The 25,237-nt window shown below is 58.9% G+C and carries 19 protein-coding genes; 15 read left to right on the forward strand and 4 right to left on the reverse strand.

Annotated elements, in window-relative coordinates:
• Positions 1 to 57: 57 nt before the first annotated feature.
• The 5 genes from ACSOSP_RS26615 (at position 58) to ACSOSP_RS26635 (ending at position 6,360) form a co-directional block, all read left to right on the forward strand.
• A complete protein-coding gene (locus ACSOSP_RS26615; RefSeq protein WP_455311389.1) occupies positions 58 to 1,215 on the forward strand; it encodes an ABC transporter ATP-binding protein in 1,158 nt (385 codons plus the stop codon).
• A gap of 30 nt (positions 1,216 to 1,245) precedes the next feature.
• Positions 1,246 to 2,478 carry an ABC transporter substrate-binding protein gene (locus ACSOSP_RS26620; RefSeq protein WP_455311390.1) on the forward strand — a complete coding sequence of 411 codons (1,233 nt, stop codon included), beginning with the start codon at positions 1,246 to 1,248 and terminating at the stop codon, positions 2,476 to 2,478.
• An 87-nt stretch (positions 2,479 to 2,565) separates the two neighbouring features.
• Positions 2,566 to 3,441 (forward strand): carbohydrate ABC transporter permease, encoded by an 876-nt coding sequence (locus ACSOSP_RS26625; RefSeq protein ID WP_455311391.1) that lies wholly within the window; start codon positions 2,566 to 2,568, stop codon positions 3,439 to 3,441.
• A 13-nt stretch (positions 3,442 to 3,454) separates the two neighbouring features.
• Positions 3,455 to 4,306, forward strand: a complete 852-nt coding sequence (locus ACSOSP_RS26630; protein WP_455311393.1) for a carbohydrate ABC transporter permease — start codon at positions 3,455 to 3,457, stop codon at positions 4,304 to 4,306.
• Between the two features lie 62 nt (positions 4,307 to 4,368).
• Entirely contained in the window at positions 4,369 to 6,360 is a 1,992-nt protein-coding gene (locus ACSOSP_RS26635; RefSeq protein ID WP_455311394.1) for a beta-galactosidase, read from the forward strand.
• Positions 6,361 to 6,413: 53 nt separating this feature from the next.
• Here ACSOSP_RS26635 and ACSOSP_RS26640 read toward each other — a convergent pair whose 3' ends face one another.
• Positions 6,414 to 7,385, reverse strand: coding sequence for a helix-turn-helix domain-containing protein (locus ACSOSP_RS26640; RefSeq protein ID WP_455311395.1), 972 nt, complete (start codon positions 7,383 to 7,385; stop codon positions 6,414 to 6,416).
• A gap of 93 nt (positions 7,386 to 7,478) precedes the next feature.
• On the opposite strand from ACSOSP_RS26640, the gene ACSOSP_RS26645 reads away from it, so the two are divergent.
• The 4 genes from ACSOSP_RS26645 to ACSOSP_RS26660 all read left to right on the forward strand — a co-directional run bounded on the left by ACSOSP_RS26645 (position 7,479) and on the right by ACSOSP_RS26660 (position 12,511).
• Complete coding sequence (locus ACSOSP_RS26645) at positions 7,479 to 8,723, forward strand: DUF1479 domain-containing protein (RefSeq protein ID WP_455311397.1); 1,245 nt, start codon at positions 7,479 to 7,481, stop codon at positions 8,721 to 8,723.
• A gap of 105 nt (positions 8,724 to 8,828) precedes the next feature.
• Entirely contained in the window at positions 8,829 to 10,076 is a 1,248-nt protein-coding gene (locus ACSOSP_RS26650; protein ID WP_455311399.1) for an ABC transporter substrate-binding protein, read from the forward strand.
• A gap of 49 nt (positions 10,077 to 10,125) precedes the next feature.
• Entirely contained in the window at positions 10,126 to 11,142 is a 1,017-nt protein-coding gene (locus ACSOSP_RS26655; protein ID WP_455311400.1) for an aldo/keto reductase, read from the forward strand.
• Positions 11,143 to 11,464: 322 nt separating this feature from the next.
• Positions 11,465 to 12,511, forward strand: a complete 1,047-nt coding sequence (locus tag ACSOSP_RS26660; RefSeq protein ID WP_455311401.1) for a DUF3466 family protein — start codon at positions 11,465 to 11,467, stop codon at positions 12,509 to 12,511.
• A 183-nt stretch (positions 12,512 to 12,694) separates the two neighbouring features.
• Here the strand turns inward: ACSOSP_RS26660 and ACSOSP_RS26665 are convergent, their stop codons facing one another.
• Positions 12,695 to 13,594, reverse strand: coding sequence for a DMT family transporter (locus tag ACSOSP_RS26665; RefSeq protein ID WP_455311403.1), 900 nt, complete (start codon positions 13,592 to 13,594; stop codon positions 12,695 to 12,697).
• Between the two features lie 157 nt (positions 13,595 to 13,751).
• Between ACSOSP_RS26665 and ACSOSP_RS26670 the strand changes: the two genes are divergently transcribed.
• On the forward strand, positions 13,752 to 14,672 hold the full coding sequence (locus tag ACSOSP_RS26670; protein WP_455311404.1) for a helix-turn-helix domain-containing protein: 921 nt from the start codon (positions 13,752 to 13,754) through the stop codon (positions 14,670 to 14,672).
• Between the two features lie 617 nt (positions 14,673 to 15,289).
• Positions 15,290 to 16,432, forward strand: coding sequence for a porin (locus ACSOSP_RS26675; RefSeq protein WP_455311405.1), 1,143 nt, complete (start codon positions 15,290 to 15,292; stop codon positions 16,430 to 16,432).
• Between the two features lie 155 nt (positions 16,433 to 16,587).
• Here the strand turns inward: ACSOSP_RS26675 and ACSOSP_RS26680 are convergent, their stop codons facing one another.
• Positions 16,588 to 17,388, reverse strand: coding sequence for a winged helix-turn-helix domain-containing protein (locus tag ACSOSP_RS26680; protein WP_455311407.1), 801 nt, complete (start codon positions 17,386 to 17,388; stop codon positions 16,588 to 16,590).
• Positions 17,389 to 18,261: 873 nt separating this feature from the next.
• Between ACSOSP_RS26680 and argG the strand changes: the two genes are divergently transcribed.
• The 4 genes from argG (at position 18,262) to ACSOSP_RS26700 (ending at position 24,067) form a co-directional block, all read left to right on the forward strand.
• A complete protein-coding gene (gene argG, locus ACSOSP_RS26685) occupies positions 18,262 to 19,596 on the forward strand; it encodes an argininosuccinate synthase (RefSeq protein ID WP_455311408.1) in 1,335 nt (444 codons plus the stop codon).
• 114 nt (positions 19,597 to 19,710) lie between these two features.
• Entirely contained in the window at positions 19,711 to 19,791 is an 81-nt protein-coding gene (locus ACSOSP_RS26690; protein ID WP_455313686.1) for a hypothetical protein, read from the forward strand.
• A gap of 415 nt (positions 19,792 to 20,206) precedes the next feature.
• Positions 20,207 to 21,937, forward strand: a complete 1,731-nt coding sequence (locus ACSOSP_RS26695) for a methyl-accepting chemotaxis protein (RefSeq protein ID WP_455311409.1) — start codon at positions 20,207 to 20,209, stop codon at positions 21,935 to 21,937.
• Between the two features lie 420 nt (positions 21,938 to 22,357).
• Positions 22,358 to 24,067 (forward strand): thiamine pyrophosphate-binding protein, encoded by a 1,710-nt coding sequence (locus ACSOSP_RS26700; RefSeq protein ID WP_455311410.1) that lies wholly within the window; start codon positions 22,358 to 22,360, stop codon positions 24,065 to 24,067.
• Positions 24,068 to 24,382: 315 nt separating this feature from the next.
• On the opposite strand, the gene ACSOSP_RS26705 is transcribed toward ACSOSP_RS26700, so the two are convergent.
• Positions 24,383 to 25,036 (reverse strand): ureidoglycolate lyase, encoded by a 654-nt coding sequence (locus ACSOSP_RS26705; protein ID WP_455311411.1) that lies wholly within the window; start codon positions 25,034 to 25,036, stop codon positions 24,383 to 24,385.
• Positions 25,037 to 25,237 lie beyond the last annotated feature (201 nt).

Below are 25,237 nucleotides of genomic sequence, written 5' to 3' on the forward strand. Positions count from 1 at the left end.
CAGGCCGTATTTTTAGCCAAATTTGATTTAACGTTAAACCAAAAAAATGGAGACGCAGTGGCTGCGATATCTTTGCAGGGCATTTCGAAGGCGTTCGGAGAACATGCGCCGGTGCTTCGGGATGTAAATCTCGAGATTGCACACGATGAGTTCTGCGTGTTCCTCGGTCCGTCCGGCTGCGGAAAGTCGACACTTCTTCGCATCATCGCCGGGTTGGAAGACCCGAGCGCGGGTGAGATTTCGATCGGCGGCCGCGTCGTGAATACGGTGCCGCCGGCCAAACGCGGCGTAGCGATGGTGTTTCAAAGCTATGCCTTGTTTCCGCACATGACTGTCGCCGAGAACATGAGCTTTGGCCTAAAACTGGCCAGGCTTCCGGCGCCAGAGGTGGAGCGCAAGGTACAGGAAGCCGCGAAGATCCTTGAGCTTGGCCCCTTGTTGAATCGCAAGCCGGCGGCATTGTCCGGTGGTCAGCGGCAGCGCGTGGCGATCGGCCGTGCCATCGTCCGCGAGCCCGGAGTCTTCCTGTTCGACGAACCTCTTTCGAACCTCGATGCGACCTTGCGCGGCCAGACTCGCGTCGAAATTGCGCGAATCCATCGCCGCTTCAGCGAGGCGAGCACCGTCTACGTGACGCACGACCAGGTCGAGGCCATGACGCTGGCCGACAAGATCGTCCTGCTCAATGTCAGCCGTAACGTATCGGCATCGGCATCGGCATCGGCATCGGGAAGCATCGCCCAGGTCGGCACGCCCATGGACCTGTATCTGCGGCCGAACAGCCGTTTTGTAGCGGGTTTCATCGGCTCTCCCCAGATGAATTTCCTGCCGGCCACGGTCAGCAAGATAGAAGGAGCGCACACGACCGTGACGTTAAGCGTTTCCCGCGAAGACGTCCGGGTCGAGCGGGCAGGCGCAGGCCTGACGCTTGGACAAGCCGTGATGTTTGGCGTGCGGCCGGAGCACATCGCGCTGCTCGCTTCTGGCGACGCAGAAAGGAACGGACCTCAGTACGTCGGTTCGACGCTGACGCGCACGGTGTCGCTCGTCGAGCGGCTTGGCGAGCAGAGTTACCTCCATTGCAGCGAAGCGGACGGGGCCACGCTTCTCGTCAAGCTGCAGGGCAATACGCTGTTGCGCTCCGGCGAAATGGTTCACCTCGCACCGGACCCCGCTTCATGCCATCTCTTTACCGAAGAAGGCCACGCCGTCTGAGCGGGCTCGACCAACACCAGGAGACAAACCATGCAGAACCGATTCCGCTTGTCGTTGCTTTGCGCTGCACTGAGCTTCGCCGCCACCGTTCATGCCGGCACATTGACTGTCAATATGGCGTTCAAAGGGGCGAATCAGCGCGCATTCTGGGAGACCACGGTAGCCGAATTCGAAAAGGCCAATCCTGACGTCAAGGTCAAGATCGCCTACATCGAGGAAGAGGCTTACAAGGTCCAGTTGCCCGGCTGGTTGATCTCCGAGGCGCCGGATATTGTCAGGTGGCATGAAGGCGAACGGATGCGCTATTACGTCGAGCGCGGCCTGCTGGAGGATCTCTCGCCCGACTGGCAGAAGAACGGCTGGAATACGAGCTTTGCCTCCCTGAAAGAACCGTCGTCGTACGAAGGTAAGCAGTACGCATTGCCGACGGACTACTTTTCATGGGGAGTTTTCTACAGGAAGGACCTGTTCGCGAAGGTGGGGATTCAGGGAGAGCCCAAGACCTGGGCTGAATTTCTCGACGACTGCAAGAAGCTCAAGGCGGCTGGCATTGCGCCGATCTCAATTGGCGGACGCGATTCATGGCCGCTCGCTGCATGGTTCGACTATCTCGATCTGCGCATGAACGGCTACGCGTTTCACATGCAATTGATGGACGGAAAAATTCCTTATACCGATGCGCGCGTGAAGAAGGTGTACGAAGCGTGGAAGGTGCTGATCGACAACAAATATTTTGTCGATAACGGGCTGTCCTACACGCTCGATTCTGCTCAGCCTCTGTTGATCCAGGGTCAGGCGGCAATGATGCTGATGGGCTCGTTCATCTCCGCCGGCTTGCCCGATCCGGTCAAGGCGCAGACGGGTTATTTCCAGTTTCCAATCGTCGACCCCAAGATTCCGGTGGCTGAAGACGGCTCCGCGGACTGCCTGAACATTCCAGCCAAAGCGAAGAACAAAGCCGATGCACGACGCTTCATCGCGTTTGTCGGCACGCCCGAGATTGAAGGACGTCTTGCCAAGGCATTCGGGTCGCTTCCGGCCAACAATCAAGCGACGGTATCGGACGATCCGTTTACGAAGAAGGGTTTCGAGATCCTGTCGAATACCAAAGGAGGCATCGCGCAGTTCTACGATCGCGACATGACCAAGGAAATGGCCGATGAAGGCATGAAGGGCATGCAGCGATTCTTCAGCGACCCGTCCAAGCTTGATCAGGTGCTGGCTCACCTCGAAGAAACCCGCATGCGCATCTACAAGAAATGATGCACGGCGTTCCGGCGCCATTGTGTGCCGGGCCAGCGATCGTTCAACTTACGCAGCGCGCCGTGGCGCGCGTCACCGAGTCTCGTCATGTCCTCATCCCTCAGTGCGTCACCGCTCGCGCGCCGCCGCCGACGCTCGGCGCTGCTGTTCCTCGCGCCCGCGTGCGCGATGTTCTTGATCTATGTGATCTACCCAATCTTCAGCAGCATTGTGCTGAGCTTCTACGATTGGGACGGAGTAGGCGCGCGAACCTTCGTGGGCCTGGCGAACTACCGTGAACTGCTGCACTCCGACACGTTCTCTACGGCGGTGTTGAACAACGTGATCTGGCTGGTCCTGCTGTTGCTCGCGCCGCCGATCGGATTGTTGCTCGCGCTGTATCTGAACCAGAAGGTACGCGGCATCCGGATCATCAAGTCCTTGTTCTTTTCGCCGTTCGTGGTGTCGGGTGTCGTGATCGGTCTTGTTTTCAGCTGGTTCTACGATCCTTCGTTCGGATTGCTGAAGGTATTGATCGGACACGGTGTGCCGGTGCTCGGTGACGAGCATCTGGCCACGCCCGGGATCATTGTTGCCGCGCTCTGGGTGCAGATCCCGTTCTGCATGATCCTGTTCCTGACGAGCCTGACCGGCATCAACCCCGAGGTCATCGAGGCCGGCCGCCTGGAAGGCGCCCGCGGCTGGACCCTGCTGTGGCACGTGGTGCTGCCCCAGTTGCGTCCGGCAACCTTCATGGCGATCACGCTGACCGTGATTGGCGCCTTGCGCAGCTTCGACCTGATCTCCGTCATGACCGGCGGCGGTCCGTTCGACAGCTCGACCGTCCTTGCTTACTTCATGTACGACCAGGCGATCAAGTACTTCCGATACGGCTATTCGGCGGCGATTGCGGTCGTGCTGTTCCTCATCATGCTGGTCTTCATCGTCTATCAGCTGCGGCGCTTGCTGCGCTCGGACAACTGATAAAGGAGCATCCATGTACCCCTTACCCGTCGCCAGCTGGAAACCATCGAACCGGGTGCTGTACAAGATATCTTTGCCGGTCGCATTGATCATCTGGTTGTTGCCCCTGTTAGCCGTGCTGGTCACCTCCATCCGATCCTCCGATGAATTGATGCAGGGCAATTACTGGGGATGGCCGCACGACTTCGCCGCGTTCCAGAACTACCGGACCGTGCTGGTCGACTCGCCGATGCTCCACTATGCATGGAACAGTTGTCTCATCACGTTCCCCTCGGTGTTCGGCGCAATCGTGCTTTCCGCAATGGCAGGTTTCGCGTTGGCGACCTATCCGTTCAGGGGCAGTGCGGCCGTTCTGGCGACTTTCGTCGCCGGCAATTTCGTGCCGATCCAGATCCTGATGATCCCGGTACGCGACCTGACGCTGAGGCTCGGACTGTTCAATACGGTCGGTGGGCTCATCCTGTTTCATCTTTCTTTTCAGACGGGTTTTTGCACCTTGTTTCTTCGCAACTTCATCAAGGAGTTGCCGTACGAACTGGTGGAAGCGGCGCGGGTTGAAGGCGCGACGGAATGGCAACTGTTCTACAAGATCGTGCTGCCGTTGATCCGGCCCGCACTTGCCGCGCTCGCGGTCCTCGTCTTCACCTTCGTGTGGAACGACTATTTCTGGGCGCTCTGTCTCACGCAGGGCGACGACGCTGCGCCACTGACAGTCGGGGTCGCTGCGCTGAAGGGGCAGTGGACCACTTCGTGGAACCTGGTCTCGGCGGGTTCATTGCTGGCAGCACTGCCGTCCGTTGCCATCTTCTTCGCCATGCAAAAGCACTTCGTAACCGGCCTCACGTTTGGCGCAACCAAGGGCTGAATTCTTCCACTTCGCGCCGGGCATTCGAGCCCGGTGTTTAACCATCCAATCAGGAAACGCTTATGAAGGTCGGTGTCGATTATTACCCCGAGCATTGGGACCGCGCGATCTGGGAACAGGACGCCGCGCGCATGCAGGCTGCGGGGATCACGCTTGTGCGGCTTGCAGAATTTGCCTGGTCGCGTCTGGAGCCGACCGAGGGGCAATTCGACTTTGCCTGGCTCGACGACGCCATCGGCGTGCTCGGACAGCATGGCATTCAGGTGGTGATCGGTACGCCGACAGCAACGCCGCCCAACTGGATGGTGGCGAAGTGTCCAGACGTCCTGCCGCTGGACAACAAGCGTCAGCCCGTCTATCCCGGCGTGCGGCTGCATCGTTGCTATAACAGCCCGTCGTTGCGCCGGTACACGCAGATCATTGTCGAAAAACTGACCCGGCATTACGGCAAGAACCCGCATGTCATCGGATGGCAGACCGACAACGAGATGATCGGCAACGACAGTCACAGCGACGCCGCCATCAGCGATTTTCGTCTCTGGCTGCAGAAGAAATACGGAGACCTCGACACGATGAACCGGGCGTGGGGCACGGTCGTCTGGAGCGGCGAGTACAGCGACTGGTCCCAGGTGAATACGCCGCTGGGCGGCTCACCGCATATGAACCCGTCCTACCTGCTCGACTACAAGCGTTTTTGTTCGGACTCGGTCGCGGATTTCAACCGGTTCCAGGCGCGCATCATTCGCGAGAATTGCAGCGGACAATTCGTCACGCATAACCTGTGGGGTTACCCAGTCGTCAACGATTACTACGACCTGTTCGACAGCATGGATTTCGCATCGGTCGACTATTATCCGAGCACCGATCTCGTCAACGACAGCAAGTCACGCGTCTATCACGGGGCGTTGACGCATGACCTCACGCGCGGCCTCAAGCAGAAAAACTTCTGGGTGATGGAGCAACTGAGCGGTACGCCGGGTTGCTGGCATCCGATGTCGCGCACCCCGTATCCGGGCATGATCCGCGCGCACGCCTGGCAAAGTGTGTCGCGTGGCGCGGACGCGATCGTTCAGTTTCGATGGCGCACCGCTCGCATTGGCGCAGAACAGTTCTGGCACGGCTTGCACGACCACCACGGCAAGCCCGGACGTCGCTTCGACGAGTTCGTCCGCTTTAGCGAAGAAGCGCGGCGGGTGTCGCCTCTGCTGGAGGGGACGAGCGTGGTCAACGACGTCGCGATCCTGTTCTCGCACGAGCAACTCAATGCGTTGACGATCCAGCCGCAATCGGACGGATTCGATTATCTTGCCAACCTGAAGCAGATACATCGGGCTTTCCTCAGGCTTGGTGTCGGTACGGATGTCATCAACTGGACATCGAACATTCATCGCTACAAGCTGGTCGTGGCGCCGTTCCTGTTTCTCATCAATGACGACATCGTCAAGACGCTGACCGACTACGTGGCGGGAGGCGGAACGTTGATCCTGACGCCCCGGACCGGCGTCAAGAACATGGACAACGTGTGCTTGCCGACGCAGCTTCCTGGACCATTAAGCGAGCTTGCCGGCGTGCTGGTTGATGAATATGACCCGGTGGGTCATGACACGCAGTTCGTCGCGCTTGGTGAAGACAGCAGGTTCGAATGCAAGCAATGGTGCGATGTCCTCACGCCGACGACGGCCGAGACAGTGGGGACATATGCCAGCGAATTCTTTGCGGGTCGCGCTGCAGTGACCATGAACCGCTTTGGGAGGGGAGCCACCTATTATCTCGGCACGGTGCTGGAGGACCATGGGTACAAAGCGTGGTTTGAGGCGATCTTGACTGGCTTGAACGTCGCGGTCATGCCGCATTTCCCGGCGGGCGTCGAGGTTTCCGTTCGGTCCGACGGCGAGCGTCGCCTTCTGTTCGTGCTCAACCTGACGAAGAACGAACAGGTCGTCGAACTGCCGGAAGGTGACTATCAAAGCGTGCTGAGTCAGCTCGTTGCGCCAAGGCGTTTAGTGCTTGAGGCTATGGGAGTCGAGATCTTGCAGACTCCCGGCAAGATGTAGTGTGTTTTGACATGTTCACTGCCGGCCGGACGTCTCGCCGACGTCCGGTACGGCTAAGCAGTCTCTTCGCTGCTTCGCTCAGCGGCCAATTTCCGCGTCCTTTGCAGCGAAGGGGAGCGTTCGGTCAAGCTGGCCGCTGTGTCCTTATCCTGAGAGCCTGCAGCCGCGAACTGCCGCCTATATTCGGCTGGTGTCGTTTGCTTGGCGCCCCTGAACTGGCGATTGAAATTGGCAACGTTCGCGAAGCCCGATCGAGCAGCAATGACGGCAACGGGCAGTGACGTGTCAACCAGCATCCGGCAGGCGTGGCCAATACGAACCCGGGCGATATACCGGCCGACGCTCTCACCAATATGCTGAACAAAGTATCGCGTGAGCGTACGTTCCGACAGGTTGGCGGCCGCGCAGAGTTCTGACAGTCGCAAGGGTTCGGCAAAGCGCGCGTCAATCATCGAAAGGACCCGGTTGATTCGTTCGGGCTCGTGGCCGGACGGGCCGGCGCCTGACTGATTAAAAGCACTTGGCGAGGCGAGCGGCTGCCCCGGCGCGTCGGCGAGCGTGCACAAGATATCGAGGGCGGCGCTAAGGCGCTCACGCGACCCGCTCGATAGTAATTGCCCCAGCCGGCCGTGCATCGATTTGCCGGCAGGCGGCTCGAAGGCTAGCCCGCACGCGGCCCTGCGTAACAGGTTGCGCAGCGGCTCGTATTCGGGGCAGCAATCCGCCATGCGCCGCGCCCAATCGCCATCGAACCAGATAACGATGGCGACTTGTGGGGAGGATACATCGATCGAACGATTCGACGCCCAGGTGTGCGGCAGATCCGGCGGCACGAGGACGAGATCCTCAGCCTCATATTCGTTGACGGAGTCGCCAATGTAACGCTTGCCATGACTGTTCATGGTCAGCGTCAACTCGTATTCCGGATGGTGATGCCACTCGAACGGAATACGCGGAAGCCGCCGATGGTATACCCGCAGCGAACAGTCCTCGCCGAACTCGACGTGCTCATAGGCTGGTTTCATGGCTGAAAACGCAAATAGATTGCCTGAATAGTATCACCAGGGCGTGCATGCACGTCATATCCTCGGGCATATCAAATTCAGACGGAGACAATCATGGCGTTAGTCATCGACGATTTGCCGAGCTCAATCCGGCAAGCGAAAAAGGAGTTGCGCGCGGCGTTGCCGAACTACCGGGAGGTCTTCGCCGAAGTCGAAGAAGCGATCATCGCCGAGGCGAAGCGAATCGCCGCGCAGCGCGATCGTGGAGAAGCCGTCATACCGGAGATACAGTTTTCCGACATCACCGAACGACGCGTCACTGCGGACCAGATCGCGGTCGTCAAGGCGCGCGGCGCATGCGTGATTCGTAACGTCTTCCCGCGCGCGCTGGTGCAGGGTTGGGATCAGGATATTGCCAACTATGTCGAGCGCAACCATCTCGACAAGCGCCTTGAAAACCGTGCCGAGGACAAATATTTTGGCCAGCTTGCTTCCAGCAAACCGCAGATCTATGGCGTGTACTGGTCGAAGCCACAAGTGCTGGCGCGTCAATCGGAGCTGCTGACTGAGGCACGCGTGTTCCTGAACCGGCTGTGGCGCCACGAAAGCGAGGGCCGCGTGCACTTCGATCCGGAGCGGGTGCCCGCGTATGCCGATCGTTTGCGTCGCAGGCCGCCGGGCTCCGCGTCGCTCGGCTTGTCGGCGCATTGCGATGGCGGGTCCGTCGAGCGCTGGATCGAAAGCAATTTTCGCAAGGTGTATCGCCACGTGTTCGAGGGGAACTGGCGCGACTACGATCCGTTCGACGCGGCGTTTCGGCCCGATGTGCAAGAGATCGAATCGCCCGCCGTATGCTCGATGTTCCGCACCTTCCAGGGATGGACCGCGTTGACGCCGCAAGGCCCGGGCGACGGCACGCTGCAACTCGTGCCCATCGCCAATTCGATGGTGTACATCCTGCTTCGCGCGCTTCAGGACGATGTCGCCGAGGACGACCTGTGCGGCGCCATGCCCGGTCGGGCGCTGTCGATCAAGCAAGAATTCCATGCGCCATTGTTCGAGGCGTTGTCGTCAATTCCCAGGATGGAAGCGGGCGACACCGTGTTCTGGCACAGCGACGTCATCCATGCAGTCGAAGACGAGCACAAGGGAACGGGTTACAGCAATGTGATGTACATCGCGTCGGCACCCGCGTGCGCCAAGAATGACGCTTATCTCAAGCGCCAGTTGCCGAGCTTCCTGAAGGGTGAAAGCCCGCCCGATTTTCCGACTGATCATTTCGAAGTGGATTTCAACGGACGCGCCACGGTTGACGACCTGACAGCGCTCGGCAAGACGCAACTTGGTTTGGACCTGTAGATCGACATCGATACCTGACACGCACGCAAGAAGACGAGCACCCAAGCGCGGCCGCCCTGGCCGCGAATGCGCCGCTCGCTCAATAATTAAATCTCGGAGACTGCAATGAAACGATCACTGACGTCGATTGCGACGGCTGTTACCCTGCTCGTGGCTGGAACGCATGCCGTACTTGGCGCCGAACAGCTTTCGGTACTGCACTGGTGGACCTCCGGCGGCGAATCGAAGGCGATCAGGGTGCTGAAGGACGATATGAGCAAACAGGGCTACGAGTGGAAGGACTTCGCCATAGCGGGAGGAGCGGGCGCGGCGGCCATGACCGCGCTGAAGACGCAGGTTATCGCGGGCAACGCACCGTCGGCTGCGCAGATCAAGGGGCCCCTGATCCAGGACTGGGCCACTCAGGGGGTGCTGGTCAATATCGATCAGTCCGCCACAGATTGGAAAGCGCATTCGCCCGCGCAAATAGACAGCTCCATGAAGGTTGGTGGTCACTATGTGGCTGCACCATTCTCCGTACACCGAATCAATTGGTTATGGATCAACAAAGCCGACCTCGATAAAGTCGGCGGGTCGGTGCCCACGACATGGCCGGAGTTCTTTGCGCTCGCCGACAAGTTTCGCGCGGCGGGAATCACGCCCGTTGCGCATGGCGGCCAGCCTTGGCAAGACATGACCATCTGGGAGACTGTGGTGCTGTCTCAGGGACCTGACTTTTATAGAAAAGCGTTCGTTGATCTCGACCAGAAGACCTTGACGTCGCCGCAAATGGTGCAGGTGTTCGAGACTGTCCAGAAGATCCGGACTTACTTCGACAAGGGCTACTCCGGCCGTGACTGGAATCTCGCGACGGCCATGGTTATTTCCGGCTCAGGCGGGATGCAATTCATGGGCGACTGGGCGAAAGGGGAGTTCGCCAATGCGAACAAGAAGCCGGATGTCGACTATATCTGTGCTGCGGCGCCCGGCACGTCGAATGCCTACACGTACACAGTGGATGCGTTCGTGTTTTTTCAGCAGAACGGCAAAACGGAGGCGACTCCCGGGCAGCTTGCACTTGCCAAGACGATCATGTCGCCTGATTTCCAGCAGCAGTTCAGTCTTTACAAAGGTTCGATTCCGGTCCGGTTGGATGTGCCCATGGACAAGTTCGATGGCTGCGCGAAGAAATCACGCGCAGACGAGCAGGCCACGATTAAATCGGGCGGGTTCCTGCCGTCGTTGGCCTTCGGCGAACTTCAGTCGTCGGTTACTGCTGGCGCCATTACTGACGTCGTAACGAATTTCATGAACTCGAACGAGGATCCGAAAGAGGGCGTGCGCAAACTTGCTGCCGCTGCGAAGGTGAAGTAGGCGGGGACCCCGGCGCTAGTCAAACAGGTTACATGGGATGGGAGACAAAATGGATCCGGTAGCAAAACGTAAATGGCCGCGTTCAGGGCTAAACACAACCGTAATGGGCTTTGGCGCCGCGCCGATCGGTAACATCTTCAAGCCGATCAGCGAAGAGGATTCGGCTGCCTTGATCGAGGCAGCGTGGGACGCAGGCGTACGCTACTTCGACACCGCCCCCATGTACGGCCACGGGTTGAGCGAAGCGCGCTGCGGCCAGGGGCTGCGTTGGTATCCGCGCGACCAGTATGTGCTGTCGACCAAGGTTGGACGCCTTCTGAAGCCACGCAAGCGCGCTGAGATCAACTTCGCGCCGTGGGTCGATGGACTGCCGTTCGAGCCCGTTTTCGACTACAGCTACGACGGCACGATGCGATCGATCGAGGACAGTCTGCAGCGTCTGGCGCTGGAACATATCGACATCGCGCTGATCCACGACATCGACGTATTTACACACGGGAAGCGGCAGCCCGAGATGTTCGAGACGGCGATGGGCGGTGCCGCGAAAGCACTGCTGAAACTTCGTGACGAGGGTGTCGTGAAGGCGGTGGGTATCGGTGTCAACGAGTGGCAGGTCGCGCACGAAGCCATTCGCCGGCAAGATTTCGACTGCCTGCTGCTGGCGGGTCGCTACACGCTGCTGGAACAGGATGCATTGGATGGCTTTCTGCCGCTTTGCGAGGAGAAGCAGGTGTCGGTGATTCTCGGTGGCGGCTATAACAGCGGCATTCTCGCGACCGGCGCGGTGCCTGGTGCGAAGTACAACTATTCGCCTGCGCCGGAGCCAATTCTCGAGCGCGTGCGCAAGATCGAACAGGTGTGCGAGGAATATTCGGTGCCGCTCAAGGCGGCGTCGCTGCAATTCGTTCTGGGCCATCCTGCGATCCCGACCAACATCCCGGGTGTGCGGACGGTGGCACAGCTCGAAGACAACCTGCAAACCTTCCGGGCCGATATCCCACCGGCATTCTGGGCCGAACTGAAACGCCGCGAACTGATCCGGCAGGATGCGCCGACTCAGCAGTAGCGCCTGATTACATGCACTGTCGAGCAACGGCAAGTCATCGCCGCTTGGCAGCATCATTGGATTATTTAATTTTTTTCATTATTTAATTTGTTGAAAAAAATATTCCTTAGACTAGACTCATCGATAGCTTTAACCCAAACGATTATTAGAAGGCTCGGCGCTAACGTCGGCTATGAGACAGCTTTGCAGGAGTTCCCTCGGCTCGACTGAAAGTTCGGGCCTGTCCACGATTCTCAAGGTACCTTGTCAACACGCATTCAGTGCGCCTGTGCTCGGGTCGCCGAATGTGATCCAGGTCGTGTCTCAGGAAAGGGAGATCATCATGAAATTCGCGTGCGGAATAATTAGCAATACGAAATTCATTCACCGTACTCTGATTTTCTTCACCCTGCTCGTGGTGGCAGCATTGCAGCCCGCCGCAGGCCAGAGTCTCACTATCAAGAATCTTGGCACGCTCCCCGGTGGCAATCAGAGCCAGGCGGTCGCGATCAATGAGCGCGGCCAAGTGGTTGGCTACTCGTTCGACGCGCGCGGGGACCAGCATGCCGCCCTGTTCGAAGACGGGCGGATCATCGACCTGCACACACTTCCCGGCGGCGATACGCTTTCCGCCGCTTACGGGATCAACAGTCGCGGACAAGTAGCCGGTTACTCGTTCAACTGGAGCGGCTACCCGCGCGCTACCGTGTTTGAGAAGGGGCAGGTGATCGACCTGGGGACGCTCCCCGGTGGCGACAACAGTGCCGCTAACGCAATCAACGATCGCGGCCAGGTGGTCGGCTGGTCGTTCAACGCGGGCAGGGCGTCGCAAGCCTTTTTGTTTGAAGACGGGGTGATGACCAACCTGGGTACACTCCCCGGTGGTTACTTCAGCGGCGCGAACGGGATCAACGATCGTGGCCAGGTAGCCGGCTGGGCCACGGCAAGCGACGACAACTACCACGCCATTCTGTTTGAACATGGCGCGGTGCGCGACCTGGGTTTGCTCCCCGGCTGCAACAGCAGTGTCGCTTACGGGATCAACAATCGCGGCCAGATAGTGGGCTCGTCAGCCGCTGCAAGCGGGGATCAGCACGCCTTTCTGTTTGAGCACGGGGTGATGACCGACCTGGGCACGCTGCCCGGCGGCAACAAAAGTGCCGCTTATGGGATCAACGAGCGCGGCCAGATAGTCGGCTCGTCGAACACCGCAAGCGGGTGGCAGCAGCATGCCTTTCTGTATGAGCACGGCGTGATGACCGATTTGGGCACGCTCCCCGGCGACGACCAAAGTATCGCTCAGGGAATCAACAATCGCGGCCAGGTCGCAGGTTACTCCGCGCCGGATTCCTCCGTGTGGCAAGCTGTTCTTTGGACACGAGAACGATGACAGCTCGTCTCTGGTAGTCGGCATGACCGTTGGAACTACGGAACCAGCACTTGCGCCGCGTGCGCAAGTGCATGGGCTCGGCGCTAGCGAAGTTCACAAGCCACGATTAGCGTCCCCTCGGACCTCGCTAGTGCTGCAACGGACTTCAACACCGCGACGCCGTTATTCCACCCGTCGGTGAGATCAGGAAGACTGCACCCGGCGCGCAAAGATGCGCCGCGTCAAATCGAACGCCACCAGATTACCGGCGACCACCAGCACGAGCCCAACTACCGCTAATGCGCTCCACCGATAGCCTTCGAACACGGTCGACGCCGCCAGCGCCACGATCGGAAACAGCACGGTGCAGTAAGCAGCCCGTTCCGGCCCTATGCGCCCGACCAGCATCAGATACGCCGTAAAGCCGATCACCGAGCCGAACACGGCCAGATAGACGAGTGCGCCGAGATATCGCGCGTCCGGCTCGATGGCGAAGGAGAAGCCAGCCAGCGCGCTGCCTATCGTCAATACGCTGGCGCCGATCAGCATGGCCCAGCTATTGGTGGCGAAGGGGTGCAGACCCATCGATTGCATCCGGCTCGACAGCAGATTGCCGGCCGAGAAGCACAAGGTGCCGAGAAATGCGATCGCAAGGCCGAACCACACTGCGTGGTCGCCGAGATGCCCGGCCATCTGCTGGACGAACAGGCAGACAATGCCGACCAGGCCCAGCGCCGCGCCGGCAATCGCCGTAGGCTGCAAGGGGCGGCCCATGAACAGGCGTCCGTTGATCGAGTTCAAAAGCGGTGCGGTAGAAAACACCACCGCCACCAGTCCGCTCGGCACGACCTGTTCGGCGTAGTAAAAGCACAGAAAATTAACGCAAAACAGCGCCATTCCCTGCGCGGCCAGGTAGCGCCATGCGGCGCGCGGCGGCCAGATCGGACGGCGCATCAGGCGTAGCAGCGCGAACAGCACCAGCGCCGCAATCCAGAACCGCCACGCAATCGATACCGGCGGCGGCACCGACCCAAGCTGCCATTTGATCGCAATCCAGGTGGTGCCCCAGATCAGCACGGTGACGGCATAGAGCAGCATATTCATGGCGTGGCTTGCAGCATAAAAAACGGGAACTCAACTATGCTGCAGCGGGCCCGGCCGCGCTTGTCCAGGATTGCGCACTTCTTTGCCGCATCGCACCGGTGCTCATGGCGGCGCGTATACTGACGGTTACCCAGTCATCAGATGCATCCGCTCGTCCATGAACGCCAGGCCGCCTGCCTCTCCGACGGATTCCACCGAAACGCCGTTCGGCCTTCATTCGGTCTGTCACACGCTGCACAGCGCCAACGCGGATCTGGAACGGTTCGCGTGGCTTGGGGATCAATTGGCCATCGCGGTGTGGACGCGCGACATCGAGGAAGCCGAGACCGTCTATGACCGGCCGGGTCACCACACGCTCTCGTGTTATCTGGATGGCGGCTATCGCACTGAACGTCAGAAAATGCCGGGGCGCTACGGTGCGCCGGCGCGTCTTTGCGCGCTGCCCGGCGACCACGAATCGCGCTGGTGGGTCCGCGGCCACATGCATTTCATGCATCTGTACTTCCTGCCCGAACACTTCACGCAACGCGCGGTGCAGGAGCTCGATCGCGAGCCGCGCGAACTGACGCTCGCCGATCGCACCTATTTCGAAGACGCCCGTATCGCAAGCCTCTGTCAAACGCTCGCCAATGAAAACTGGCAGGACCCCGACGGCCTGCTGCGTACCAATGAAACCGCACATCAGGTGTTGAGCCTGCTGCTGCGTGCACAAGGCGTGCGGCGGACCGATGCATCTATGACGGGGGGGTTGTCGGTTGCGACCCGGCGGCGGTTGCGCGAGTACATCGACCAGCATCTCGGGCAAACACTCACACTCAGCGAACTGGCCGGCGTTGCCGCGCTATCGGAGTTTCATTTCGTACGCATGTTCCGCACGTCGTTCGGACTGCCGCCTGCTGCGTGGGTTGCTCAACAGCGCCTCGAACGCGCTCGCTCGCTGCTGCGCACCACGGCGCTGCCGCTCGCGCAGGTCGCGGAACAATGCGGGTATGCAAACGCCAGCCATTTCAGCCATCGTTTTCGCGAAAGCGTTGGTGTTGCGCCCACTGTATTCCGGCAGGCCGTCGGCATTCGATAGCTGCTGCCGGTGCAGATGTCACCTGGGACGCGGGATCAGTGATGGCCGGAAGTGCGAAAACGCCATGCACGGGAATTTAGTTTGGCGGTCAACGCCAGCGGGCTGCAATGAATCCGAGTAGCGTCGGAAATATATTTAGGAATATTGAGTAAATATAAAAAATGGGCGAGGCAGCACCGAAGATGCTGCCTCTGACTCAATCTGAATGAAAATGTTTGGCAACAACTTTCACCTGGCACAGAGCTGATGGGGAATATATCTGAACCGAAAACGAAGTGTTAACACAGGGTCTTACGGCATATTCCAGGTTCCATGGATCTGGGTGGCGGCGCTCTGAGTGGCGATGCCGGACCCGGTTGATTCGATGCCACCGATCCCGTCGCAGCGCGGCGCGCGAACGTTTGCCATCCGGAAGACAAGGAAAGTTTTTATATACATAGAATAACTTATCAATGCTTCCGCAAGAATAATCGGTGAGGTTTGGAGACCAAGCGTAATTAGACGGAGTGCGTAACGTATCGCTTTCGCGACAGACTCTGAAAATTAATTTTAGATTTCGGGAAGACGTTCTATTGTCTGCTTCGCTTGATCCCATCAACGAACCAAGACATGTACCCATGACAAAAAAGATTGCTTTAACTGCGACCACTCTCGCTCTTGTCTTCGCCAGCATCCAGGCCCATGCACAAAATTCTGTGACTCTGTACGGGATCATCGATACGGGCTTCACGTACACCCATAACAGCGGTGGCTCCGCCTCCCAGTTCGCGATGACCGCCGGTAACGAATCCGGCTCACGCTGGGGCCTCAAGGGTTCGGAAGACCTGGGCGGTGGTCTCAAGACAATTTTCCAATTGGAAAACGGCTTCAATTCGACGACCGGAAAACTGGGTCAAGGCAGCCGCGAATTCGGGCGCCAGGCGTTCGTCGGATTGTCCGGTACGAACTGGGGCACCGTCACGCTGGGACGTCAATACGATCCGCTGATCGACCTGGTCCAGCCGGTGCAGGGTGACAACTATCTTGGTGGCATCTTCACCTCGCCGGGCGACGTGGATAACGCCGACAACAGCGTTCGTTTCAACAATGCGGTCAAGTGGGCGAGCCCGACCTGGGGCGGTGTGACGGCTGAGGCCATGTACGCAGCAGGCGGGGTCGCGGGTTCGACAAGCAATGGCCAAAGCTATTCCGCCGCGTTGGCTTATAACAGCGGTCCGCTCGGTTTGGCAGCGGGTTATTTGCACATTGACAATGGCACCGCGTCGGTACGCGGAACCACTTCGTCCACGTCTACGGCGGATTCGTTATTCAACTCTAACGTCAACCTTCACTACGAATCGGCGAAGACGATCAACATTGCCCGCATTGGTGGCAACTACCAGATTGGCGCAGTGACAGTTGGCGCTTACGGGAGCTACTCGGACTATAAGCCGGATGCCAGTTCCGCATTCACGACCGCTGAGAAATACAAGGTCGGATCTGCGTACGCCGTGTGGCAAGTGTCGGCACCGCTTAGCACGGAAATTGGTTACGTCTACATGAAGTCGAACGGGGATTCCTCGGCCTCCTACAATCAATTTGCAATTGCGGCGGACTACTTCATCAGCAAGCGTACCGACTTCTACGCCTTCGCCGGATACACCCATGCTAGCGGCACCAACGGGCTTGGCACGGCAGACGCGGTGGTCGGATCGACGGATACGGATTCGGGCAAGAGTTCGCAGGCTGTCGTCACCGTCGGCATTCGCCACAAGTTCTGATCGTTGCCGGTCATGTGCCCGCAATGCATCGCGGGCATTCATGAAGGAGGCGATCTGATGATCGGACTGTCGCGATCGAACCGGTCATGGGTCCTGCAGAAGGGAGAAGGCCACATCCCTTCTGCAGGACCATGTGAACAGGCTGTGCATGGCGCTTAGGGTGAGATCGGCTGCGGATGCGCTTCTTCTCGTCTCAATGCCGGCTGTGTTTGCAAGGCGGCATCCACCTTCTCGAAATCGGCCGGATGTGCGCCAGTACCTGATGGACTGAAGACATAGCCTCGTCCGCGGATGGTCTGGATGAACCGGGGAAGCGAGGGATCCTGCTCTAACACTTGTCTGAGCCGCCAGACGAGTACGTCGAGCGAGCGCTCGCTATACCCCGTCGGGGAATCGCGCAGCTTGGCGACTATGCTACGTCGGGAAAGCACTTTCAGTGGATGTTCCACGAAGAGGTGCAATAACGGGAACAGGCTCGGATGCAAGGTGACGGGGATGCCGTCGCGCGTAACCGATTGCGTCCGGAAGTCGAGAGCGATGCTTCCCAGCTCGCATTTCACGCGCCCCGGCAGGGACCATTGACCATTTTGCAACCTGTGCCGCAGCACGTTCTGGACACGTGCAAGCAATTCATGCGGATCGCAAGGCATTCTTAAGTAGTCTTCGGCTCCGAGTTCCAGGCAGATAATTGCATCGACGGAATCCCTTGGCTCGCCGATCACGATAACCGGGATGTCGTTCCCGGAGTTGCGCAAGGTTTGCAGGACGGCCGTGGCTTGAACGCTGGGCGAACCGTCACGCAACACAAGCAGTGACGGAGTGTCTTGCTTCATGTGCCGGATTAATGAGCGGCTGCAGTCAAGCATATATACGGTCATGCCACGACTTTCGAGAAAGTCACTTAGCATCCCGAGGGTGGGCGGATCGTCTCCAACAAACCAGATACGTTCATTCATCTCTTTCTCTTGAAATGGCTTTGGAGCGCGCTACGAGATCGGCGGGTCCAACGAGTACTTCGGGAACGCAATAATTCGGCACTGACTGGGGCCTGATAGCCCTTACGATGCATGGCGAGCCAGTGCGATTGCGCGCATGCATGGGCTTTACGCACGGACTTCACGCACGGACTTCACAACTGGGGGAAGACCCACTCGCCTTATGTTGACGCTCCAATGCGTCGTGTGCGTCGTGAATTCCGCGAATACAGTGGACGTCTCCGACCGATACGGGTTTCCAACCGGCTGATTGATGCAAACAATCTGGACCGGAAAGTCAGCGCTCGTTTCGAGCTATCTTAGACTAACAAAACCATTCAATGCGTTAGAAATTCAGAAATCCAAACGATATATACGATTTCTATAAGGATAGGCTCACTTTGGGGTAAGAGAAAACCTACAAATGATTAAGGATTTAACTTGAAACCATGCTCAATACTTTGCATATGAATAAGAATGCTTGATTGAGATACTTACTTCTTATAAATATCCCGCTTGTTCATGAACGAAATGCCGGCTACCGTCGCTCGCCCGGCAGATCACCCGGGTCTCTGGTCGGCACAAAAAGCGGCTGGTCAGAACGCGCTAATCTATACAGGCCTCGTGGCACCTCGGGAAGGGTAAAGCGCACCCTGAAACCGGGTGATTTTGGGTCGGACACGGCCTGGACCAGAACCGGCGATTCGACAGCGACGTCCAAATCGTCGAAAATCGTTGCTCGAAATTTCAGATTCGGGGTCGAAACGGTCGAGCTACCCTCCGGGGTGCTCGAATCGGAGGCGCGGCCCCACCTCTGTTAGCTTGTACGTCAGCTCTTAACCGGATGATTCCAACATGACCACCATTCTCGAAAGTCTTCCCGTCCAGCAGCGCGTCGGAATCGCGTTCTCCGGCGGCCTCGATACCAGCGCCGCGCTGCACTGGATGCGCCTCAAAGGCGCGGTGCCGTTCGCTTACACCGCTAACCTGGGGCAACCCGACGAGGATGATTACGACGAGATTCCCCGTCGGGCAATACAGTACGGCGCAGAAGGCGCGCGGTTGATTGACTGCCGGGCGCAGCTCGTGGCCGAGGGCATTGCCGCTTTGCAGTCTGGCGCGTTCCATATTTCGACCGCCGGCGTGACCTATTTCAATACGACGCCGATCGGCCGCGCGGTGACGGGAACCATGCTGGTCGCCGCGATGAAGCAGGATGGCGTCAATATCTGGGGCGACGGCAGCACGTATAAAGGCAACGACATCGAGCGGTTCTATCGTTACGGCCTCTTGGTGAACCCGGACCTCAAGATCTACAAGCCGTGGCTCGATCAGGCGTTCATCGACGAACTGGGCGGGCGCGCCGAGATGTCCGAATTCATGCGCAAGTCCGGATTCGACTACAAGATGTCGGCGGAGAAAGCTTACTCGACCGACTCCAATCTGCTGGGTGCGACGCACGAAGCCAAGGACCTCGAAAGCCTCGAAAGCGGCATGCAGATCGTCAACCCGATCATGGGCGTGGCGTTCTGGCGCGACGAAGTGCAGATCGCCCGCGAACAGGTCACGGTCCGTTTCGAAGAGGGCAGGCCGACAGCTTTGAACGGCGTGGAGTTTCCGGATGCGGTCGAACTGCTGCTGGAGGCCAACCGCATCGGCGGGCGCCACGGACTCGGGATGAGCGATCAGATCGAGAACCGGATCATCGAGGCGAAGAGCCGCGGGATCTATGAGGCGCCGGGGCTTGCGCTGCTGCATATTGCCTACGAGCGGCTGGTGACGGGCATCCACAACGAGGACACGATCGAGCAGTACCGCGATAGCGGCCGCCGCCTCGGACGCCTGCTGTACCAGGGCCGCTGGTTCGACCCGCAGGCGATCATGCTGCGCGAAACCGCCCAGCGCTGGGTGGCCCGTGCAATCACCGGTGAAGTGACCATTGAACTTCGGCGCGGCAATGACTATTCGATCATGAGCACGAAGTCGCCGAACCTGACCTATCAGCCGGAGCGGCTGTCGATGGAAAAAGTTGCGTCGACGTTCTCGCCGCGCGACCGGATCGGGCAGTTGACCATGCGTAACCTGGACATCAACGATACGCGCGAAAAGCTCCGTGTCTACGCGCAGGTCGGCCTGCTGACCCCGGGCGAAACCTCAGCTCTGCCGCAGCTGAAAGAAGACGCCAAGTAAGAAAGACCGGGGACACGGACAGGCGCGCACCCTTACGCAGATGCCAGGCCGGGTGAGCGCCATCGGGCGTTCACAGGTTGGTTACCGCTAAATGCTCTCGATCCCGAGGCATATCTGCGCCGTGTCCTCTCACGCATTGCCTCCCATCCGCTCAATCACGTGAGCGAACTGCGGCCGTGGGCCGTTGCTGAATAGTCACCCTCATACCCCTCCTTGATCGCGATTCGCGTCAAGGACGGCCTCACGCCGACGATGGCTCGGCACGTCATCCAGATCCGGCACCGCATATCCGTAATACAGTGTAAGCATTATTTGTATGAAGATTTCATTCGTACTGTCGTTAACCCCTACATGAGGGTCTTGCGGCGTTCCCTGCCGGTCCGGTTGGGATCCGCTTGCCACTGTGAAATGCAAGGAGATTCGACATGCAGTCTCATGAACCTGAAGGGGGCTATCCAGCTCGTCCCGACAGTTTCGACTGTCATTTTCGGGCTCCTTTTACAGCGACCTCCAGCCGGAACACAGGTTGCGCGACAGTACATTGCGGCCAGCGTTGCCGATCCGTTCCGGTTCTTTCACTTCAACATAGCGAACTATGAATTTCGGCAATATGAAGCTCGGCGCGAAACTAATCAGTGCCTTCATCCTGGTATCCGTCATCAGCGCCATCGTCACCGGGATCGGTCTTTACAACATGGCGCAGATTAGCGCAAATGCCGATAAGACCTATCGGATGGATCTCGTTGGGCTTAACCTGATCCAGCAGGCGAATGCCGATGTGCTGAGGACCGGCACGTATCTGCGCAACGCCATTCTGGCTTCCACTGCCGAGCAGCAGACTGCATCGCTGGACGCGGCTGAAAAAGCCCTCGCGTCGGCGCGCGAACGCCTCAATCAAGCGGAGCCGCTGGTCTACAGCGAGAAAGGGAAGGCTACCTTTACCGATCTCGATCAGAACTGGCAGGACTACACGCAGGCCTTCAATGAAATGAAAGGCAGGATTAACACAGCCGGGCTAAAGGATCGAGACGGCCTGACTGATTACCTGTTGAACGAATATCATCACAAGGGTTTCAAGACCCTGGTCCTGATGAGCGCCCTGGTTGCTCTGAAGCAGGGCGACGCACAAAACGCGGCCGAGTCCAATGAGAAGGTGTACGACCAAAGCCGCAATCTGATGCTTGTTCTGGTGATCCTCTCTGTGCTGACTGGTTTGGGGCTCGGTGCTTACTTGACGCGTAGTCTGACCCGGCAGCTTGGAACAGAGCCTGCGACCGCGGCAGACCTGGCGAGAAGCGTGGCTGCCGGCGATCTCAACGTAAGCATCGACCTCCGGCCCGGCGACACGAGCAGCCTGATGGCGTCGCTGAAGGTAATGCGCGATGCGCTGTTGCGGGTCGTCTCGGATGTACGCGAGAACGCCGAAAGTGTGGCGACTTCGAGTGCGCAGATCGCGCAAGGCAATCTTGATCTGTCGAGCCGTACGGAGGAGCAGGCGGCATCGCTGCAGCAAACTGCCTCGAGCATGGAACAGCTGACCGCTGCAGTCCGTCACAACGCCGACAACTCGAAGCAGGCATCTACACTCGCCGGCACGGCCTCAGGTGTCGCGCAGCGAGGGGGCGAAATCGTCGGGCGGGTGGTTGAGACGATGCACGAGATCTTTGCGAGTTCGACCAAGATGTCCGAGATCATCAGCGTGATCGAGGGGATTGCTTTCCAGACCAACATCCTCGCCCTCAACGCGGCGGTTGAGGCGGCTCGTGCCGGCGAACAGGGGCGTGGATTTGCCGTCGTGGCTGGTGAAGTGCGCACGCTCGCGCAGCGCAGCGCCACCGCGGCCAAGGAAATCAAGGAACTGATCGCCGTCTCGGTCAACCGGGTGGAAGCGGGTTCGACGCTTGTCGAGCAGGCTGGCGGCGCGATCAAGGAGATAGTCGAGTCGGTGAAACGCGTGACTGACATCGTGGGCGAGATCTCATCGGCGTCGGTGGAGCAGAGCGGCGGAATCGAGCAGGTGAATCAGGCGGTCAACCAGATGGACCAGGTAACCCAGCAAAATGCCGCGCTGGTGGAAGAAGCTTCGGCAGCGGCGCAGTCGATGGACCAGCAGGCGCAAAGCCTGCGTGAAGCGGTGGCCTTCTTCAAGGTCAACGGCGGGCGGGTATCAGTGTTACGAGCGAATGCGCCCCGGAAAGAACCCCACCGGACGGCGCCGAAATTTCACGCGTCTTCGCCTGCGATGCTGACAAAACGCGGGAAGACTCCAGTTCTTGTCGCTGGCCAGAGCACGGTGGTCGCGACCGGCGCCAGTGACGCGTCGGGCTGGCAGACATTCTGAACAGGCTTTGGCGTTGGGCGGTGCTCTCGACGTGAGAGCGCCGTGCTCGTCGAGCAGAGTGTCGCCGCACAGGTATTGCATATGCTTGATAACACCTTGCAGATCTTGCTTCAGCTATTCGTGAAGCGTATGCGAGCGACGTCGTAGCCCAAGAAGAGTACTCATGGATGGAGACACGGGCCCGTTGATCAAGCGGGCACGATGAAGCAGCGCGAGACGCGGCTGCAGCTGCTTTGCAGCGCACTCAAGGCCGTCTCGCCGTCTCCACAGGCCGGTTGCGACCGGTCGCGTCATGTCGCCGTTGCGAGGGCTGCACGCGATGACCGGATGAGGGATGGCGAGATCCAACTAACAGTTTCTGCTCGGATCGTACTCGAAACCATGGGATCACCCGCTCCATTCAGCGTATCGAAAATAGTTGTGAAGTCGTTGGAGTCCGCGAAGATCGACCACGTCTTCCTGGTCCCGGGAAAGATGATTTACCCATTGCTGGAGGCAATCGACGAGTCGCCGGCGATTCGCGCAATCGTTAGCGCCCATGAGACTGGCAGCGCCTTCATGGCCGATGGTTATGCGCGGGCCAGCCGGAAATTCGGCGTATGCATAGGGATTTCCGGACCAGGCACCATGAATTTCGTGCCCGGCATGGCGGCTGCTCAGGCAGACCAGATTCCCATGCTCTATATTGCCGGAGGTGTCTCGTCGCGCGCAGAAGGGAAAGGCGCGTTCCAGGACGCTACGCTGGGTGGCATTTTCGAAAGCGGCGTGGTGAGAAACCTGGTGGACAATGTCATCGAGCTAAAGAACAAGGAAAATATCCAGGCCGAAATGCGCCGTGCGACAGACGGGTTGAACTGGATGCGCCGAGCGCGGACTTTCATCAGCATTCCTATTGATGTTCAAAAGCAGGAGGTTCCGACGGGTCAGGACGGAACGAGGCAGCTGTACGATCATGGCGAATTCAATGTATGCGAAGTCCCCGCGAGCCGCGTGGCGTTGGATGCCTTGTGCAAGGAGTATCTGCTCAAATCGAAGAAAGTAGCTTTCCTGATCGGAAGCCGTGGCAATGACGCGGACACCGCAAAGGCCCTGCTCGAGGTGGCCGAAAAATTTCACATTCCCGTCGCGACCACGCTATCGGGGAAGGGCGCATTTCCTGAGCATCATGTCCTTGCTCTCGGCATTTACGGATTCTCCAGCCACTCGCGTGCCGTTCACGCGATCAATTCGGACGGGCTCGACGCCATTGTCGTGTTTGGCAGCGACTTGAACCAGCGCGACAGCATGAATTGGAGCAAGAAGCTGACGGCCGGGAAAGAGTTGATCATCTTCGACGACAGCTTCGACCCGCCCGCAATGGGGCACGTCGCGCACGGCAGGATTTTCTCCGGGATTGGCGCTACATTCCGCGTGCTGTCCCAGACCGATACGGACAGCAGCGCCGGCTTCGTGAAGGTGCTTGAAGCAAGAAAGGCGTGGGTCGCCGAGCTCAACCAAACGCCGTTGTATGACCATCGATTCGAGCAAGCAAGTGTCCCGGTTTTACCTGGCGATCGATCGCTTTATCCGGGAGACGTAGTGAAGCGCTTGTGCCAACTCCTGCCGAAGGACAGCAATGTTGTCGTGGATTCCGGCGCGCACCGTATCTTCATGGCCCATTACTGGCTTTCGTCGGGCATCGGCAATTACTTTTCATCCAGCTCCCTCGCGCCGATGGGTTGGGCAATCGCCGCCGGGATCGGCATCAAGCTTGCAGCCCCAAAGCGCCCGTGTATTGTCGTGACCGGTGACGGTTGCATGCTGATGCACGGAACCGAGATTCAGACCGCGGCGCGCTACGGGGTCAAGATGATCTACGTTGTGTTGAATAACTCCGCGCATGGCGCAATCCATATCGACGCGATCAGCAACGGATCGATTTCAGAGCAGTTCAGCAAGCTCCCTCGTCATGACTGGACAGCTTTTGCATCTTCGCTCGGTGTGGCGGCGCGCAGGGTCGAGCACGTCGATGACCTGGAAGATGCACTGAGCGAAGCGTCGCGATATAACGGGCCATTCCTGATCGAAGTGATGACCGGCGTCTTTCCTGCACCGAATCGGTACTACGCGCAATCGGCGGCTTGTTCGTGAACGGCGCACGAGGGTACGCTCGTTGTTCTACAAAACGCCATGGTTCAAATGAACTCTGATTTTCTGGCGTTAAATGATCTTGATTCGGCAACGCTTGTATAACTGCTCGAACGCACGCAGCAATTGGCAAGCTTTTGGAAAGAGCAACGCATGCCTCAGGGCTTGGCGGGTAGGTACGGGTCGGCTTCTGGCGATAGCTGACGGGCAAAAGCCGGTCAGTTACCGACGTTTGACGTTGCTCTCCGGCGGACATTCGAATGTCCGCTCGACCTGAGTCACAGACCTGCCGCGAGGATCGCCGTCTCGAACAAACGGTCAGGCGCCACTGGCGATCGGCGCCTCGAGTAGACAGCCAAATTCGCGGGCAAAGTCGACCGAGACGCGCGCATGGACTGCGCCCTGCTTGTCAAAGAACCGCTGCGTCCCTCTGAGAGCGAACACACCTTCATGCCAGACGTTCGGGTGGATGTAGAGACCCTGCTGTCCATCGAAGCGAAAGCACACGAACTTCTCTGGCGCGATGTCGTCCCCGGGCAATGCCAGTGGAATGTAGAACGGAAGATGGTCGAGAGGAAAGAACAGCTGTCCGCCGTCCGGGTGATAGTTCGCGTGCCAAAGCAGCATGCGTTCCGGGGCATTGGCGTTGTCGTCGCGGGCTGTCGCAGGCTCCCTTGCGTATGCAAGGATGTAGTTACCGCCCACGGCCTCGTTTCGACCGTAGAGAATATCCCCGCGCCATTCGCTTACAAATGTCCCTTCGGTTGTGCCTGCCTCATCACCGGTTCCAGGATCGATGGGCCTCGTTCCCACCGACGGCCATTGCACGATCTCGATCGAGCACTCGCTCGGGTCTGTCACAAGCCGGCCATATCCATCAAGCGTTGTTGGGGTCGCGTCGACCACGGGCATCGACACGCGTCGGAGGCCCGGAGGAAGGGCGGGGTTGAGGTAATCGATTTCGTCGGACATCCACGCAGTTTACACGAGTCGACAATTCGACCGCAGGTGCTCGAACAAGGCGTTAGCCGACCTTCATACACGTGAAAACGGCCACTGCGGCAACGTCGGACCGAATTCCGGAAACGGATCGGCCTGTGCCTTGGTTACCTGGCTGAACTTGAACGTCACGATAAAACTGCGCCGTCGGCGCGATCGCAAAAGCGATCAGGA

This window comes from Caballeronia sp. KNU42 (assembly GCF_053760385.1).